Source organism: Sphingomonas sp. 3-13AW, assembly GCF_049311085.1.
In the GTDB taxonomy this organism is placed as follows: Bacteria; Pseudomonadota; Alphaproteobacteria; order Sphingomonadales; family Sphingomonadaceae; genus Sphingomonas.
Map to the genome: position 1 here is coordinate 1 of NZ_JASNVZ010000041.1, position 14,865 is coordinate 14,865.

Below are 14,865 nucleotides of genomic sequence, written 5' to 3' on the forward strand. Positions count from 1 at the left end.
CCTTCTGCCGCCTCAAGGACTTCCGCCGCGTCGCTACCCGCTACGACAAGCTCGCGGCCAACTTCCTCTCAGGCGTCGCGCTCGCAACAGCTATCGCGTTCTGGCTCTGAATGAGTCTCAACCCTAGTCGCCGTTGCCGGCACGCTGGTGTTTGACGGTCGGATCGGCAAGCCGGCGCTGGCGACCTTGCTGCGCGAGACCCGGCTGCCGAAGCTGGACTGGTCGCGGGTCGGCGGAGAGTTCGTCGCGGTCGTGCGGCAAGGCGGACGCGCATTCCTGTTTGGGGACTTCTTCGCCGCATTTCAGCTGTTCCATGACCAGGAGCAGCGGTTCTTTTCGACTTCGCTGCTAGCCGCACTTCAGGTCCTGCCCCGTGTCCGTTTCGACGCTCAGGGGGTGTACGAGCACGCGTTCAACGTGGTGCCGGTCGGAGACGACACGCCGTTCGTCGAGTTGAAGACGCTGGGACCCAAATGGGTGCTGGAGCTCACGGCCGATGGCGTGACGCGGCGTGCGACGACCAAGCCTTTGCCCGATAGGCCGACCCGCGAACCTCTGAACGACCGTCTCGTCACGCATGCGGAGCGGCTGCACGAGGCGGTGGCCCCTTTCGTCGTCACCTACGGCGATCGCATCCAGTGCCCGCTTTCTGGCGGGCTCGACTCGCGGCTGCTGCTCGCGGCGCTGCGGGCGGCGGGCAGCACCCCTTCCCTCTATGTCTATGGGCCCGAGGGTAGCGCCGACGTGCGGATCGGCCGGGCGATCGGCGCGGCAGAGGGCTTCGACGTGGCATGGATCGACAAGCAGGCGGCGACGATCACGCCTGATGCTTTCCCGGCCCAGGTAGAAGCGAACTTTCACCAGTTCGACGGCTTGCCGACCTTCGGGAACATCTTTGACAACGGCGGTCATGCCGCGGCGCAGGTGTTGCGGCATGCGGGCGGCGCCCTCGCCGCATCAGGCGGGTGCGGCGAGGTATATCGCGACTTTTTCCTGCTCCCCGATCGACCGCTTACCGCAAGCACTCTCGCCCGCAGCTTCTTCGCGCGCTTCACCTCCAGAGATGTCACCGATAGGTTCGACGGGAGCGCGTTCGTTGCGCGGATCGCCGACAAGATCGCGGACGCGCTTGCGCTGCCGGACGCCCACACGCGAATGTCGCGAACGCATGCCGAGCAAGCCTATCCCCGCGTGCGCTGCCGGGCATTGTTCGGGCGCGAGATCAGCCTGGAAGCGCAGCATGGCGCCTATTCCATGCCCTTCCTCGACCATCGCGTCGTGGCGACGGCCCTAACCTTGCCGATGTCGGCCAAGCACGCCGGCGCTTTCGAAGCCAGACTTCTGGCGGCGATTGACCCCGCCCTTGCACGGCATGGCTCCGCCTATGGCCATGACTTTGCCGGGCCGCCCAGCCTGCGCCATCGCTTTGACGAATGGTCCTCCCGCATCCGACCCACCTGGGTGCGGCAGCACAGCTATGCGGTGCAGCGGCGGCTTCGCCCGATGGGGGACGAGCATGGCGGGCTGCTCTCGCCCGAATATATGGACCGGGTAATCGACCCGCAGTTTCCCGCAATGCGCCGCTACTTCGAAATGGCCGCGATCACCGACAGCGGGCTGTGGCGCCGGATTGCGTGTCTCGAATATCTCACGAACCGGCTGGGATCGCGGCTGGAGGCCTGAGCGTCAGCGGTCGGCGTAGGGGGTTATCCGGTCGCCCAACTGGTTGCTGCGCAGCGTCACCTTGTCGCCGGACCAGTTGCCGACAAAGGTCGTCTTGTAGCGGAAGGCCGGGGCGAGCCAGGCGCGGTTGTTCTCGATGACCAGGCCCGTCGACGGGTTCTGCGCGCCCTCCGGCGCGACGGTGATCATGGTCGAGTAATTCTCCTTGTTCGCCCCCATCGCGAAACTGTTGCCGGAGATGACGCCGCGGGCGCCGTTGGAGAGGTCGATCATGTAGTTGGTGCCCTGCCCCGCCGTGTCGTCGAAGCTGTTGTCGACGACCGTCACCTGCGGCGCGCGGCTCTTGAGGTAATGGCCGCCGGTGCCGCGCTCGAACCGGGAACGCGTGACCTTCAGCGCGCCATAGCCGCCGACATAGATGCCATGGGCGCCATTGCCGGTCGGGTCCTTGCCCAGGCCTGCGAACGTCGAGCGGTCGACGGTGATGGTCCCGGCAGGATCACTCGCCGAGAGAATACCGGACTGGTTGTCGATAAAGCGGGTGTTGACGACGGAGAGGTTGCCCTTCTCGATGCGGATGCCCGCGCCGTTGCCGTCGGGCACCTGCAACTGGGTGAATACCAGCCCGTCGACCCGCGCCTCGGCGCCGCGCAGGACCAGTGCGGCCTTGCCCTCGCAGGTCGTGCGTTCGAACACGCTCCGCCCCAACTCGGCCGCGACATAGGCGACGCGGCCGGCCTGCTGGACGGCGCACTCCCGATAGGTGCCCGGCGCGATGCGGATGGTGCCGTTCGCCTCCCCGATCGCGTCCACCGCCTCCTGCAGGCGGGCGTAGCTGCGTCCCGTTTCCTCCACGGTGAAGCGCCCGCCGGATTGGGCGGCAAGCGGCGCCGTGGCGGCGGCGATCGAGAGCGACAGGAACGTGGCGACGGCGGCGGACAGGCGCATGCTGGACCCCTTGGCTCAGCGGCCCCGTGCCGCCGCAGGCCATCTGTATCAGAGCAGGGCGACCGGGGCAGTGCCCGCGGCCGCCCTGTCCCGATCTGGGTCAGTCGTTCGTATCGGCCTGGAGGTCTGTTTCCAGCGCGTGGATCAGCGCGCGGCTGAACGCGGGAATATCGTCCGGCTTGCGGCTGGTGATGAGGTTGTCGTCGATCACCACCTGTTCGTCGACGACCTCCGCCCCGGCATTCTCCAGGTCGGTGCGCAGCGATGGCCAGCTGGTGACTCGGCGTCCGTCGACGACGTCGGCTTCCACCAGCAGCCAGGGCGCGTGGCAGATCGCGGCGACGATCTTGCCCTCGTCCATGAACTCGCCGACGATCTCGACCGCCCGCTCCTGCATCCGCATCGCGTCCGGATTGGCCACGCCGCCCGGCAGCAGCAGGGCGTCGTAGTCATCGATGTCGACGTCCTCCAGCGCGAGGTCCGGCGTAATCTCCTTCCCCTTCTCGCTGTCGTGGACGACGCCCTGGATCGGGTCGGTCTTGATCGACGCCAGCGTCACCGTTGCGCCGGCATCGATCAGCGCCTGCCGCGGATCGAACAACTCCGATTCTTCGAACCCGTCGGCTGCCAGGATCAGCACGCGCGCATCGCCAAGGTCTGCCATTCGAAGCCTCCTATGTTTTTGGGAATACGCGGGATCGAACCAGCCGGCGGCACCGCGGTTCCGGAACGAAGCGACGAGCGGCGCATTGGAAGCGACAATCGAGAGGATGTGATGGCAGGCGGGGAAATCCAGTTCATCGACCATGCCCAGCCGGGCATCACGCGCCGCAAGATGCGGCATGGCTGGGGGTATTTCGCGCCGGACGGCACCCGCATCACGGACCGCGACGAGATCGACCGGCTGAACGCGATCGGCCTTCCCCCGGCGTACCGGGATGCCTGGTTCTCGCCCGACCCGTTCGGCCACATCCAGGCGATCGGCTATGACGAACGCGGCCGGAAGCAGTACCGCTATCACACCACCTTCCGCGAGGCGCGGGAGGCGGAGAAGTACGACCGCTGCGCCCAGTTCGGGCACCTCCTCCCCAAGCTGCGCGCAAAGGTCGAGGCGGACCTGCGCCATCGCAAGCTCGACAAGGAGCGCGCCGTCGCGGCCGTCGTCCGGCTGCTCGACCTGGGCCGCGTGCGCGTCGGCAACGAGGGCTATGCCAAGGAGAACAAGAGCTTCGGCGCGACGACGTTGCGCAAGCGCCACGCGACGCTGAAGGGCGACCGGCTGAAGCTCCAGTATCGCGCCAAGTCCGGCAAGATGCGGATCCTGACCGTGACCGACACGTCGCTGATCCGGTTCGTGAAGCGCTGCCAGGACCTGCCGGGGCAGCATCTGTTCCGCTGGGTCGATGCCGCCGGGGAAACCCATCCCGTCACCTCGACCGACGTCAATTGCTACATCCGCGAGGCGATGGGCGCGAACTACACCGCCAAGCATTTCCGCACCTGGGGTGCGAGCGTGCTCGCGTTCGAAGCGCTGGCGACCGCAGCGCACGACATCAGCCTCAAGACGATGCTGGGCCCGGTGGTGGAAGCACTAGGCAACACGCCCGCGATCGCGCGCAAGTCCTACGTCCATCCGCGCGTGATCGACCTGGTGAAGCAGGGTCAGGCGGAATTCCGCGAAACCCTGCGGCTGCCGCGCGCCAAGCGCCACCTCAGCCGCGCCGAACGCGGCCTGATCGCCTTCCTGGAGGCCGAGATCGAAGAAGAACTCGCGGCGACCCCCACCAGTCTCAAGGCGGCGTAAAAGAGAGATCTGCTGGCCGCTGCCCTTCCGCCGAGCGGCGAAGGCTTGCGATCCGCGTAGCGCCTTACGCCACGCACTGGCTCGTCATGATCTCCTCGATGGCCATCCGGAGGAGTTCGGCATCCGCGTGCTGGTCTTGCATGGCCTTGCCAAGCACAACCCGGCGTGATCTGCGGCGCGGCGTGGAAACCGCCGCGCCGCCGCTCGTTGTCCCTGCCGAAAGCAATCAAGGAGGACGACGATGCCGGACAAGAGCCCGAAGGAAATCCGCGAGGAGATGTGGAAGGCGATGGCCGCCAGCCCCTATGTGATGCTGGGCACCACGACGGATCGCGAGCACTTCGAGCCGATGTACGCCGTGCTGGACGAGGATGCCGACAGCGAGTTCTGGTTCTACACCAGGAAGGACAATCGCGCGGCGGCGGGAGGGCCCGCGACCGTGCAGTTCGTGTCGAAGAACCACGATCTCTATGCGTCGCTGCGCGGCACGCTGAAGACCGAGACCGACCCCGCGGTGATCGACCGCTATTGGAACAACCAGGTCGAGGCCTGGTACGAGGGCGGCAGGCAGGACCCCAACCTGCTGATGCTGCGCTTCGAGCTTGCCGATGCGGAGATCTGGGAAAACGACCAGAGCATTACCGGCAAGCTCAAGATGCTGACGGGCAACACCATCTATGACGAGGAAGCCGGAAGCCACACGCGGGTTACGCTCTAGGTTGCGCGCGCGGCGCTTCCTGGGCCCCTCGCTCGCGCATCGCCTGCGGGTGGAGGCGCATGCGGTGTGGCTGGCGGTGCGCGATCCCCGCACACCGCCCGCCGCGCGACTGCTGGGGCTGGTGATCGCCGCCTATGCCTTGTCGCCGATCGACCTGGTGCCGGACTTCGTGCCGGTACTGGGCCTGGTCGATGACGCCCTGCTGATCCCGGCCGGCCTGTGGCTGATCGCGCGGATGGTGCCGCCGGCGCTGCTGGTCGAACACCGCGCGACGGCCGAGGCGGCCTCCCGCCGCCCGGTGTCGCTGGCCGGGCTGGCGATGGTGGTTGCGCTGTGGGCGCTGCTCGCCTGGGCCGCGTGGCACTGGGCGCGCGTCGCCTGGGACTGAGCCCTGCCCCGGCCGCCGCGAAGCGCGCCGGGGATCTCCTTTTCCGAACGGATCAGCCGCCGTGGCGGGCGATCCAGCCTTCCAGCACCGGCGCGATCCGGTTGCGCCACTTGGAGCCGTGGAAGATACCGTAATGGCCGACGCCCTCGGCCATGTGATACTGCGTCATCTCGTCGGGAAGCGCGGAGGCAAGCGTCAGCGCCGCCTTCGTCTGCCCCAGTCCGGAGATATCGTCCCGCTCGCCCTCGATCGCCAGGAGCGCCGTGTCCGTGATCGACGCCGGATCGACGGGACGACCGCGATGCGTGAGCGTCCCCTTGGGCAGCGCATGGGTCTGGAACACCAGTTCGATGGTCTGCAGGTAGAATTCCGCCGTCATGTCGCAGACCGAGCGATATTCGTCGTAGAAATCCTTGGTCGCGCTTGCGCTGTCGCCATCGCCTTCGACCAGATGTTTGAACATCTCCCAGTGGGAAACCATGTGGTTGCCGAGGTTCATGGTCATGAAGCCGGCCAGCTGCAGGAAGCCCGGATAGACCCGGCGGCCCGCCCCCGGATAGGTCATCGGCACGGTGGCGATGACGTTCTGTTCGAACCAGACATGCGGCCGCTCGGTCGCGAGCGTGTTGACCGCAGTCGGCGCCTCCCGCGTGTCGATCGGGCCGCCCATCATGCTCAGCGTGTAGGGGCGGTTGGGGTGGCGATCGCGACCCATTGTGGCGACCGCGCCATAGGCCGGCACCGACGGCTGGCACACCGCCAGCACATGGGCGCGCGGATCCCCTTCGGCGCCGATCGCGGCCAGGAACTCCACGACGTAATCGACATAGTCGTCGAAATCGAAGCGCCCGTCCGACAGCGGCACCATCTTCGCATCGCGCCAATCGGTGATGTAGACGTCAGCCGAGGTCAGCATCCGCCGCACGGTGTCGCGCAGCAGGGTCGCGTAATGGCCGGACATGGGCGCGACGATCAGCAGCTTGGGCCCGCCGACGACGCCTTCGCGAACGAAGTGCTTGAGCTGCCCGAACGGCTTGCGCAGCACCACCTCCTCGCGGACGGCGACTTCCTTGCCGTCGACGATGGTGCTGGTGAGGCCGAACGCAGGCTTGCCGCGCGGGGCCGCGGCATGGGCAAACACCTCAAGCGCGGAACCCAGCACGGGGCCGCCACCGAAATAGGAGAAGGGGTTTGCCGGGTTCTGGAGCAGGCCCGCGCCGAAATTCGCCATCGCGCTGGCGCCCGCCAGCATCGACCGCTGGAATTCATAGGCATCGTACAACATCAACAAACGTCCTTCGCGAGCACGCCCGCACAGGACGGCACCTCGTTCCACGATATAAGCCGCTTCCGCGTGGCGGCAAATCTTGCGTGTCTCGGGCGTGGAACGCACAGCTTCGTGGAGAGGTTTCGCCCGACCGCAGTTCGCGCTAGTCGGGCGGCATGGTTTCCCAGCCCTCGCAATCCGCCGCACCTACCGAGCCGACCACGCGCATGCTGCCCGCGCTCAAGCTCGTGTGGCGCTTCACGATCCGGTACAAGCTGCAGCTGGCCGCCGCGCTCGTATCGCTGCTGGTCGCGGCCATGGCGACGCTGTGGATCCCGCGCACCTTCCAGAAGGTGGTCGACAATGGTTTCTCGGCGGGCGCCGACCTCTCGCAGATCGGCGGCTATTTCCAGGGCCTGTTGTTCGTGGTGGTGGCGCTGGCGTTCGCGACGGCGGGACGTTTCTATTTCGTATCCTGGCTGGGGGAGCGGACCGTGGCCGACATGCGGGCCGCGGTGCACGCCAACCTGCTGCGCATGCCGCCGCGCTGGTTCGAGGAGAACCGCCCTTCCGAAATCGCGTCCCGGCTGACGGCAGACACCGCCATCGTCGAGCAGATCGTCGGCACCACCGTGTCGACGGCGCTGCGCAACCTGCTGATCGGCATCGGCGGCGTCATCTATCTGTTCGCGCTCGCGCCCAAGCTTGCCGCCTACCTCATCATCGGCATTCCGCTGGTCGTGACGCCGATCATCTGGATGGGCTCGCGCGTGCGCAAGCTGTCGCGATCGAGCCAGGATCGCATTGCCGACATTGGCGCGATCGCCTCCGAAACGCTGGGCGCGATGAAGATCGTGCAGGCGTTCGGCCAGGAGAACCGCGAGGCCGCCCGCTTCCAGTCTGCGGTGGAGGACGGCTTCGGCGTTGCCCGCCGCCGGTTCGGTACGCGCGCGATCATGACCGCGATGGTGATCGGGCTGCTGTTCGGGGCGATCACGCTGATCCTTTGGGACGCGGTCAGCGACGTCGCCTCCGGCCGGACCAGCGGCGGCGCGCTCACCGCCTTCGTCATCACCGCGGCGCTGGTGACCGGGGCCTTTGGCGCGCTGACCGAAGTCTATGGCGACCTGCTGCGCGCCTCGGGCGCTGCCGGGCGGCTGGCAGAGCTGCTGGCGCAGGAGCCGGAGATCCGGGCCCCTGCGCATCCGGTGCCGCTGCCGCAGCCGCCGCTGGGCGCGGTCTCGTTCGCCCATGTGAACTTCCGCTATCCCACCCGGCCCGACGCCGCCGCGCTGAGCGACTTTTCCCTGGAGGTGGCTCCGGGCGAGACGGTGGCGGTGGTCGGCCCGTCCGGCGCGGGCAAGTCGACGCTGTTCCAGCTGCTGCAGCGCTTCTACGACCCGCAGAGCGGCGTCGTGTCGGTCGATGGCGTGAACGTGCGCGATGCCGATCCTGCCGAAGTGCGCGCCCGCATCGCCATGGTGCCCCAGGACACGGTGATCTTCGGCGCTTCCGCGCGCGACAACCTGCGCTACGGGCGCTGGGACGCCAGCGACGAGGCCATCTGGGCAGCCGCGGACGCGGCCAATGCGAGCGAGTTCCTGCGCACCCTCCCCAACGGCCTGGACACCTTCCTGGGCGAAGGCGGCGCGCGCCTCTCGGGCGGCCAGCGCCAACGCATCGCCATCGCCCGCGCGCTGCTGCGCGACAGCCCGATCCTGCTGCTCGACGAGGCCACCTCGGCGCTGGATGCCGAGAGCGAGCGGCTGGTGCAGGATGCGCTGGAGCATCTGATGAAGGGACGCACCACCCTGGTGATCGCCCATCGCCTCGCCACCGTGCGCGCGGCAGGGCAGATCATCGTGATGGATCAGGGGCGCATCGTCGAGAGCGGCACCCATGCCGAGCTGAGCGCAGCCGGCGGCCTTTATTCCCGGCTGGCTTCGCTGCAATTCAGCCACGCCGACTAGCGCCGCCACAGAAAAGATTCTTCGAGTATTTTTCAGACCTTAAGACGCGCACTCTTTCAGCGACGCAGCTACTTCGATACACCTCCTCCGAATCTTTCGGAGTCACGGAATGCGCGCGATCATCTCGGCCCTGTTGCTGGCCAGTGCGACTACTGGAGCTGCTTGGGCGCAGGAAAAGGCCGCCGATCCCGTCGCTGCCGGAACGACCACCGCGAAGACGGAGAAGAAGGTCTGTCGCCGCATGGAGAGGACCGGCAGCATCATGCCGTCGCGGTCGGTCTGTCGCAGCGCCCGTGAATGGGCGCAGTTCGACAATGAGAACCGGGACGCGGCCGAGGTCGCGCGTGAAGCGCGCTCGCGGACCGCACCTCCCGGGCAATTTGACTGAGCGCTGGCCGGGGCCGTCGACTGGAGCCTGAAATAGCCGAAGTTGGCTGCCTCAGCAGCTTAGCCGGCATCGGCACGCTGTTCAGAAGGGCACCGTGGCTCCCACGGTGGGCGTCGCGAGGCCGAACCGGTCGGTTTTCATCTCCGGCTTCACCGTCGTAGGGCCGAGGCGGAGGCGCCACTGAGGATCGCGGTCGTCATCGCTCAGCAACGGCAGCCGGTTCGGGTTGCTGCCGTCGCGACTGGCGCAGACGACCACTTCTGCCTCGATACGCGACTCCGGACAGTCGAGTTCACGGGTAGCGGCGCGCAGATCGACGGATGGCATATCCTGCGGAGCCGCCTGGGATGCGGCGGCCGAAGCCTGAGACAGAAGCAGCGACAGAAGCATCGGCGCCTCCAGGCTCGGGAACAGGCAGGTTCCGGGACGACTGCGTCTAAATGATGGCCGCTATGGGTTGGCGGGCGCTACCGGACAGGACACGCGCTGCAGCGTGTAGCTTGCAAACGGCTTCTCCACGCCTTTGCCGTCCCGGGCGACGATGACCCAACCGAGCCTTGCGTCGTCGATCTGCCAGCGGTTGACGAACTCGGCGTCGGAATAGCGATAGCCGATCTCGAACCCGCCGGGCTCGAACCGGCCGGTGCCCGTCGCCGTCATGCTGCCGCCAAAGCTGTCGGACCAGAAGCCGGTCACCTCGTCCGCCCCCTTGCCGCCGCCGAACGCGAGATGCGCGCCGTAGCGGTCCGTCGCATCGCCGGTCGCGACACTGCTCGTTTCTAAGGCGAGGATCGCGCCCAGCGCGACGGGGTGCGCCTGGGCGGTGGTGGTTACCGGCGTGCCCATCACCTCGCCCGAGCCCTGCCAGCACCCCTCAAGCTGGCGAAGCGTGGCGGGCAGGCGCGCCGGCTCGTCGGCCTGAGCCGCCGCCAGCGGCGTCACGAGCACCGCTGCCGCCCACATGATCTGCTTCATCTACCTTCCCCCTCGACCCCGACGGGGGTGTGCCGAGTAGGAAGGTCGGAAGCAAGCGGCTAGCGCTTGCGTCCCTGGTGGCGGATGTTGCCGGGCCGGCCGCGGCGTTTCAGCACCCGTGTGGGGCGCCGGTCGGAATCGCGATCGCTGCGATGTCCGTCGCCCGCTCCACCTGCCGAGCCCTTGCCATCGACGAGTTCGAAGCGCAGCGCCCCCGATACCGGGTTCGCCTCCACCAGCCGCAGGGGCAGGCGCTGGCCGAGCGTGAACGCCTCCCCGCTGTGGTCGCCGACCAGCCGCTGGCCCTTTTCATCGTAGCGGAAATACTCGCGGCCGAGATCCCGCGCGGGCACCAGCCCGTCGCCGCCGATCCCGTCGACGGTCGCGAAGAAGCCGAAGCTCTGCACGCCGGTGATGCGCGCCTGCATGATGGTGCCGACATGCTCCGCCAGATAGGCCGCGACATAGCGGTCGACGGTCTCACGCTCGGCCTCCATCGCGCGGCGTTCCAGCGCGCTGATCGTCTCGCCGGTGCGCTCCATCGTCGCCATGTCTTCGACCACCCCGCCCACGCCCAGGCCATAGGCGGCGACGAGGCCGCGGTGCACGACCAAGTCGGCGTAGCGGCGGATCGGCGACGTGAAGTGCGCATAGCTGCCGAGCGACAGACCGAAGTGGCCGTGGTTCGCCGGGCCGTAATAGGCCTGGGTCTGCGAGCGCAGCACCTGCTCCATCACCTGGGGACGGAAATCCGCGTCCCCCACCCGGTCGAGGATGTGGTTGAACGTCGCCGGCTTGATCACCTGCCCAAGCGCGAACGGGATGTCGAAGGTTTCGAGATAGTCCTTCAGCGCGACCAGCTTCTCACGGCTGGGCGGCTCGTGGATGCGATACATGACCGGTGCCTTGCGGGCTTCCAGCGCCTTGGCCGCCGCGACGTTCGCCGCGATCATGTAATCCTCGATCAGCTTGTGCGCGTCGAGCCGCTCGCGCGGCGCGACCGAGAGGATGCGCCCCTTCTCGTCGAGCACGATCCGCCGCTCCGGCAGGTCGAGGTCGAGCGGCTCGCGCGCCTCACGCGCTTTGTAGAGCGCGCGCCAGCAGTCCCACAGCGGGCGGAGCGCCGTCTCCACCAGTTCCGGCGCGACCAGGTCCGGAGCGCCGTCGATGGCGGCCTGCGCGTCCTCATAGGCGATGTTGGCCGCGACGCGGATGATGGCGCGGGTGAAGCGCCAGCCCTTGAGCTTGCCGTCCTTCGCCACCTGCAGGTGGCAGGCGAGCGCGGCGCGATCCACGCCTTGCTTGAGCGAGCAGACATCGGCCGACAGGGTTTCCGGCAGCATCGGCACGACTCGGTCGGGGAAATAGACGCTGTTGCCGCGCTTGCGGGCCTCGCGATCGAGCGCGCCACCGGGGCGCACATAGAAGCTCACGTCCGCGATCGCGACGATCGCCTTCCAGCCGCCGGCATTGGCGGGATCGTCGTCGGGTGCGGCCCAGACGGCATCGTCGTGGTCGCGCGCGTCGGCTGGATCAATCGCGACGATGGGCAGGTCGCGCAAATCCTCGCGATCATCACCCAGCGGCGCCTTGGCGATCCGTTCCGCCTCCTCGATCACGTCTTCGCCGAACACGTCCGGGATCGAATGCTTGTGGATGGCGATCAGCGAGAAGCTGCGCGCCTCGAACGGGTCGCCCAGCCGCTGCGTCACCCGCGCGGTGATCCGCGGCGGCCGGCCGGCCTTTTCGGCGAGTACCAGGTCGCCCGGACGCGCGTCGCCGGCGTCGGACACGGCAAAGTCGCGGCGCTCCTTCTTCTCCACGCCCTGGAGCCACAGCCGGCCACCCTCTTCGTGGAGGACGCCCAGCATCAGTTCCTCGCCGCGCGCGAGCGTCTTCATCGGATGGGCGACCCAGCCGGAGCCCGCTTCCTCGGTGCGCGCGAGCACGCGGTCGCCGACCGCAAGCGCCGAACGCTTGCCCTTTTCGCGGATGCGCAGGCGTGGCGGCGGCGTCTCCGCCTCCCATCGCTCCGGTACTGCCCAGACATTGCCGCCGTCATCGACGTCGGCCACGCGCAGCACGGTCACCTTGGGCAAGCCGCCCATCTTGTGAAAGGCGCGGCCGGGGGCGCTGTCGATCAGCCCCTCGTCCGCCATGTCCTTGAGCAGCGCCTTCAGCGTGATCTTCTGCTGCGCCGACAGACCGAACGCCCGCGCAATCTCGCGCTTGCCGGCCGGAGTATCGGACGTGGTGATGAAGTCGAGGATCTGCTCGCGCGTCGGAAGGCCTGGGGCGGTCTGTTTACGTGTCATGTGTCGCCAAGATAGGCGCGCGGGCTCACTAGGCCAATGACCGTATCGGGAAGTTCAGGAAGCCAGGCGTTTCGGGCCGATGATTTGGCGCGGCCGCCCTTCGCCGAGGCGCCGGCCCGGACAGGCGTCCGGGCCGGCAGCCGCATCAATAGGCGCGGCCGATCAGCACGCGCTCGACCGACGGACGGCCGGTGAACACGCAGGGACCCTCGTCATGGCCCGTCTGCGCCATCGGCGCATTGCGGATGGTGAGCTTGAGCGTCTTCAGCCGCTCGACCACCTGGTCGAGCTCGGCGCCCGTGGGACGCGCCCAGCGTACATCGACCCAGCCCGGGTTCGACACGCCCTCGGCGAAATGCGCCTGGACGCCCGCCCAGTCATCCACGGGCACGATCTGCGCGCGCAGCCGTTCGCGGGACTGTTCGTGCAGCGTCTCCTGGATCGCCTCCAGGGTCGCGCCGACGTCGCCGATGAAGCCGTCCCGCGGCAGGATCGCGCTGTCGAGCTTGCCGTCCTCGCGATAGAGCCGGTCGCGGCGGATGACGGAGACGTTGCCGCCGGCCGCATCGCGCGGGCCGACCTCCACGATGATCGGCGCGCCCTTCTTCACCCAGCCCCAGCGCTTGTTGGCGGCCTTGGCAGGCTTGAGGTCGAGCAGCGCGCGCACGGGTTCGCCGAGCGCCGCCTGCTGCGCCAGCGCGGCCTGCAACTCGCGGCAATAGGCGATGACTTCCTCGTCCTCCGGCTTGTCGCGCAGCATCGGCACGATCACCACCTGCCACGGCGCGATCCGCGGCGGCACGCGCAGGCCGTCGTCGTCGCCATGCACCATGATGACGCCGCCGATCATGCGGGTCGACACGCCCCAGCTGGTGGTGTTCGCCAGCTCAAGCTCGCCGTTCGCGTTCTGGAAGCGGATGTTCTGCGCCTTGGCAAAGTTGGTGCCCAGGAAGTGCGAGGTGCCCGCCTGCAGCGCCTTGCCGTCCTGCATCATCGCCTCGATGCTGTAAGTCGCCACGGCGCCGGGGAAGCGCTCGTTCTCCGGCTTCTCGCCCGCGATCACATGGACGGCCAGGCAATCCTCGGAAAAGCGACGATAGAGCTCCAGGATCTTGAGCGTCTCCTCACGCGCCTCATCGGCGCTGGCGTGGGCGGTATGGCCCTCCTGCCAGAGGAACTCGCTGGTGCGCAGGAACATGCGGGTGCGCATTTCCCAGCGGACGACGTTCGCCCACTGGTTGATGAGCACCGGCAGGTCGCGCCACGACTGCACCCAGCGCGAAAAGGCGGTGCCAATCACCGTCTCCGACGTCGGCCGGACGACCAGCGGCTCTTCCAGCTTGGCTTCCGGATCTGGCACCAGCCCGCCCTTGCCGTCCGCCACCAGCCGGTGGTGCGTGACGACCGCCATCTCCTTGGCGAAGCCCTCGACGTGCTCTGCTTCCTTCTCGAAATAGCTCAGCGGGATGAACAGCGGGAAATAGCAGTTCTCGTGCCCCGTCGCCTTGATCTGGTCGTCGAGCAGCCGCTGGATCCGTTCCCAGATGCCATAGCCCCAAGGCCGGATGACCATGCAGCCGCGGACGCCGGATTCCTCCGCGAGATCGGCCTCGGTGATGACGGACTGGTACCAAGCCGCAAAGTCGGCCTCGCGAGTGACGGGGAGCGCGTGTTTCATGGCAAACGCCGATAGCGTTGTCGAAGCCGCGCGTCATCCATCCTCGCGCATGGGCGGGAAAGAAGCGCTCGCGCGGGCGAGACGTGCGGGCGGAAAGCGATGCCGGGCGGACATCGAAGTCGCGGCCAAGAACAGATCGCACCGAAATGACGCACTTTTCAAATAGTGATCCATGAAACTGCTTGAATCATCTTGTTGCCAACTAACCCATTTAAGGTACGTTAACCATAGTTCGAGTCGCAAAGGGGGGCGGTATGCGGACGCGGGGGCAATTGCGGCGAGTGGCCGTTCCAGCCGAGCAGCTACGAAGTGGCGCCGTTGCTTCGGCAGCAGCGGCCGAAGTCGATAGCGAAGGCTAGCGAGGCTTAAAGGTAGAACAGCCGCCGGCCTTTTGAGCCGGCCCGGCAAGACGGCGCGCGGCGACTCCGCCCGCGCCGCCCTTTCCTTGCGTCGCCGCGCCATCCGGTTTGCGGCTAGGCCCTGTTGACATAGTCGGTTATCCACAGCTTGGCGGCGGCGAGCGAGAGGAAGCCGAGAAACGACGTGGCGGTTTTGTCGTAACGCGTTGCGATGCGTCGGGACTGCTTAAGGCGGTTGAAGAGACGCTCGACGTGGTTGCGGTCCCTGTAGCGCCGGAAGTCGCAGGCGGACGGCTCACGGCGGTTCGCCTTGGGTGGGATAATTGGCAGGATACCGCGGCAGAGTAGATCTTCGCGCACGGCATCACCGTC

The 14,865-nt window shown here is 67.5% G+C and carries 14 protein-coding genes and 1 pseudogene; 7 read left to right on the forward strand and 8 right to left on the reverse strand.

The genetic code is table 11. The features are described from left to right. Positions 1-110: pseudogene (locus tag QP045_RS20940) on the forward strand (IS5/IS1182 family transposase); the annotation flags it as partial. Positions 111-147: 37 nt separating this feature from the next. After that, positions 148-1,683 carry a hypothetical protein gene (locus QP045_RS20945; RefSeq protein WP_422516951.1) on the forward strand — a complete coding sequence of 512 codons (1,536 nt, stop codon included), beginning with the start codon at positions 148-150 and terminating at the stop codon, positions 1,681-1,683. A 3-nt stretch (positions 1,684-1,686) separates the two neighbouring features. Here the strand turns inward: QP045_RS20945 and QP045_RS20950 are convergent, their stop codons facing one another. Then, entirely contained in the window at positions 1,687-2,631 is a 945-nt protein-coding gene (locus QP045_RS20950; RefSeq protein WP_422516952.1) for a right-handed parallel beta-helix repeat-containing protein, read from the reverse strand. 100 nt (positions 2,632-2,731) lie between these two features. Beyond that, positions 2,732-3,295, reverse strand: a complete 564-nt coding sequence (locus tag QP045_RS20955; RefSeq protein ID WP_422516953.1) for a type 1 glutamine amidotransferase domain-containing protein — start codon at positions 3,293-3,295, stop codon at positions 2,732-2,734. 111 nt (positions 3,296-3,406) lie between these two features. Between QP045_RS20955 and QP045_RS20960 the strand changes: the two genes are divergently transcribed. The 3 genes from QP045_RS20960 (at position 3,407) to QP045_RS20970 (ending at position 5,541) form a co-directional block, all read left to right on the forward strand. Next, entirely contained in the window at positions 3,407-4,435 is a 1,029-nt protein-coding gene (locus QP045_RS20960) for a DNA topoisomerase IB (RefSeq protein ID WP_422516954.1), read from the forward strand. Between the two features lie 241 nt (positions 4,436-4,676). Continuing rightward, the gene (locus QP045_RS20965; RefSeq protein WP_422516955.1) at positions 4,677-5,153 is read left to right on the forward strand and encodes a pyridoxamine 5'-phosphate oxidase family protein; all 477 of its coding nucleotides are present in this window, start codon (positions 4,677-4,679) and stop codon (positions 5,151-5,153) included. A 1-nt stretch (position 5,154) separates the two neighbouring features. Further along, positions 5,155-5,541: a YkvA family protein gene (locus tag QP045_RS20970; RefSeq protein ID WP_422516956.1), complete on the forward strand. Its 387-nt coding sequence runs from the start codon at positions 5,155-5,157 to the stop codon at positions 5,539-5,541. A gap of 52 nt (positions 5,542-5,593) precedes the next feature. Here QP045_RS20970 and QP045_RS20975 read toward each other — a convergent pair whose 3' ends face one another. Continuing rightward, positions 5,594-6,826, reverse strand: a complete 1,233-nt coding sequence (locus QP045_RS20975) for a polyhydroxyalkanoate depolymerase (RefSeq protein WP_422516957.1) — start codon at positions 6,824-6,826, stop codon at positions 5,594-5,596. Positions 6,827-7,035: 209 nt separating this feature from the next. On the opposite strand from QP045_RS20975, the gene QP045_RS20980 reads away from it, so the two are divergent. Next, positions 7,036-8,778, forward strand: a complete 1,743-nt coding sequence (locus QP045_RS20980; RefSeq protein WP_422516964.1) for an ABC transporter transmembrane domain-containing protein — start codon at positions 7,036-7,038, stop codon at positions 8,776-8,778. Between the two features lie 109 nt (positions 8,779-8,887). Further along, on the forward strand, positions 8,888-9,166 hold the full coding sequence (locus QP045_RS20985) for a hypothetical protein (RefSeq protein WP_422516958.1): 279 nt from the start codon (positions 8,888-8,890) through the stop codon (positions 9,164-9,166). Positions 9,167-9,247: 81 nt separating this feature from the next. Here the strand turns inward: QP045_RS20985 and QP045_RS20990 are convergent, their stop codons facing one another. From QP045_RS20990 to QP045_RS21010, 5 genes are all read right to left on the reverse strand, one after another. Further along, a complete protein-coding gene (locus tag QP045_RS20990; protein WP_422516959.1) occupies positions 9,248-9,556 on the reverse strand; it encodes a hypothetical protein in 309 nt (102 codons plus the stop codon). A gap of 60 nt (positions 9,557-9,616) precedes the next feature. Then, complete coding sequence (locus tag QP045_RS20995) at positions 9,617-10,141, reverse strand: hypothetical protein (protein ID WP_422516960.1); 525 nt, start codon at positions 10,139-10,141, stop codon at positions 9,617-9,619. Positions 10,142-10,200: 59 nt separating this feature from the next. Next, on the reverse strand, positions 10,201-12,456 hold the full coding sequence (gene rnr, locus QP045_RS21000; protein WP_422516961.1) for a ribonuclease R: 2,256 nt from the start codon (positions 12,454-12,456) through the stop codon (positions 10,201-10,203). Positions 12,457-12,601: 145 nt separating this feature from the next. Further along, positions 12,602-14,134 carry a proline--tRNA ligase gene (gene proS / locus QP045_RS21005; RefSeq protein ID WP_422516962.1) on the reverse strand — a complete coding sequence of 511 codons (1,533 nt, stop codon included), beginning with the start codon at positions 14,132-14,134 and terminating at the stop codon, positions 12,602-12,604. A gap of 473 nt (positions 14,135-14,607) precedes the next feature. After that, positions 14,608-14,865 (reverse strand): transposase (locus QP045_RS21010; protein WP_422516963.1); only part of this gene is annotated, 258 nt, incomplete at its 5' end.

Bases quoted from the DNA above. Each gene is read 5' to 3' on its own strand.
- QP045_RS20950 (WP_422516952.1), bottom strand. From the start codon at position 2,631: ATGCGCCTGTCCGCCGCCGTCGCCACGTTCCTGTCGCTCTCGATCGCC.
- QP045_RS20955 (WP_422516953.1), bottom strand. From the start codon at position 3,295: ATGGCAGACCTTGGCGATGCGCGCGTGCTGATCCTGGCAGCCGACGGG.
- QP045_RS20960 (WP_422516954.1), top strand. From the start codon at position 3,407: ATGGCAGGCGGGGAAATCCAGTTCATCGACCATGCCCAGCCGGGCATC.
- QP045_RS20965 (WP_422516955.1), top strand. From the start codon at position 4,677: ATGCCGGACAAGAGCCCGAAGGAAATCCGCGAGGAGATGTGGAAGGCG.
- QP045_RS20975 (WP_422516957.1), bottom strand. From the start codon at position 6,826: ATGTTGTACGATGCCTATGAATTCCAGCGGTCGATGCTGGCGGGCGCC.
- QP045_RS20980 (WP_422516964.1), top strand. From the start codon at position 7,036: ATGCTGCCCGCGCTCAAGCTCGTGTGGCGCTTCACGATCCGGTACAAG.
- QP045_RS20985 (WP_422516958.1), top strand. From the start codon at position 8,888: ATGCGCGCGATCATCTCGGCCCTGTTGCTGGCCAGTGCGACTACTGGA.
- QP045_RS20990 (WP_422516959.1), bottom strand. From the start codon at position 9,556: ATGCTTCTGTCGCTGCTTCTGTCTCAGGCTTCGGCCGCCGCATCCCAG.
- QP045_RS20995 (WP_422516960.1), bottom strand. From the start codon at position 10,141: ATGAAGCAGATCATGTGGGCGGCAGCGGTGCTCGTGACGCCGCTGGCG.
- rnr (WP_422516961.1), bottom strand. From the start codon at position 12,456: ATGACACGTAAACAGACCGCCCCAGGCCTTCCGACGCGCGAGCAGATC.
- proS (WP_422516962.1), bottom strand. From the start codon at position 14,134: ATGAAACACGCGCTCCCCGTCACTCGCGAGGCCGACTTTGCGGCTTGG.